This is a genomic window from Vibrio sp. 10N.261.55.A7, assembly GCF_002877365.1.
GTDB lineage: Bacteria > Pseudomonadota > Gammaproteobacteria > Enterobacterales > Vibrionaceae > Vibrio.
Genome location: NZ_MCWZ01000303.1, coordinates 1 through 1,322, shown reverse-complemented (window position 1 = coordinate 1,322; position 1,322 = coordinate 1). Strand labels below are relative to the sequence as shown.

At 40.4% G+C, this 1,322-nt stretch carries 2 protein-coding genes; both read left to right on the top strand.

Going from position 1 to position 1,322, the window contains the following annotated elements; translation table 11 throughout:
• Positions 1 to 796: type I restriction-modification enzyme R subunit C-terminal domain-containing protein (locus BCU12_RS17630; protein ID WP_277871286.1), on the top strand; the 796-nt coding region annotated here is incomplete at its 5' end.
• Between the two features lies 1 nt (position 797).
• A partial coding sequence (locus BCU12_RS17625; protein WP_241909866.1) for a restriction endonuclease subunit S occupies positions 798 to 1,322 on the top strand: 525 nt, incomplete at its 3' end.

The following is a 1,322-nucleotide window of genomic DNA, read 5'->3' as shown; positions in this document are numbered from 1 at the left end:
CACACGCAGTGAAGAAACCCTAACAGATAGTGAGCGTCAAACAGCCAAAGAACAACTTGTCGACCAAGCTTGCCAAAGTTTTGATAACCCAGAAACACGTGACGTGATTGAATCTGCTCGTCGTGACCGCGAACAGCTTATCGATCACATCAATCTAGATACCGTCACCTATTCGGGTTACAGTAGTCAAGCCGCGGATGATGCTGAAAAGATGATTCAAACCTTTAAAGACTTTATTGAACAACATAAAGACGATATCCAGGCTTTAAGTTTTTTCTACCAACAACCGTATCAACGTAGGGGGTTAACCTTTGCCATGTTAGAGGAGTTGCACCAAGCGTTAAGTAAGCCTCCGTTGTTACTAACAACAGAAAAGCTCTGGACTGCTTACGGGCGACTGAATCAAAGTGACAGTAGCAATAAGAAGAAAATAGACACGAAACGCCAACTAACAGATATAATCTCGCTAATTAGATTTGCTATTGGTTTAGATACGGAGTTGAAACCTTTTGCTGAACAGGTCGACGCTAAGTTTAAAGACTGGATCTTCCGCCACAATGCCCAACGTTCCACAGCTTTTACCGAGCAACAGACTCAGTGGTTGCGTTTGATTAAAGATCATATTTCCGCAAGTTGTTTTATAGAGCGTGATGACTTTGACTACAGTCCTTTTTCCGATCACGGTGGCTTGCAAAAAGCATGGGGCCAATTTGTCGTTAACAATGCAAGCAACAACGGCCAAGATAACGAATTAGATAGCCTATTGGCTGAAATGAACCAGGAATTAATTGCATAAAATGGCATTTTCTAAAGATATAAATGAATTGGTAACAGAAGATACATCGGGCTTACTAAATCAACATAAATCGTGGGAAAGAGTAACACTTCGAGATGTTGTGGATGTAGTTAACGGCTACGCATTTTCATCTAGTGGCTTTAACACTGGAAAAGGACTCCCCCTGATTCGAATCAGAGATGTTGTTTCAGGAGAAACGAATACAACATTTGAGGGGGATTTTTCAGATGACTACATCGTTGATAACGGTGATTTATTGATCGGAATGGATGGTGACTTCAACTCGGCTTTTTGGCGTAGTGGTAAAGCATTGTTGAATCAACGAGTTTGTAAACTGACAGCAATAGATCATTTTTATAGCCAAAAATTCTTAGCATACTTGTTACCAGGGTATTTAGATGCAATTCATCAAAATACTTCAGCCGTTACGGTAAAGCACCTTTCATCGAAAACAATTCAGAGTATTCCATTGCCTCTTCCAGCAAGGAAAGAGCAAAATCGTTTAGTTGAAAAGATTGATGAACTT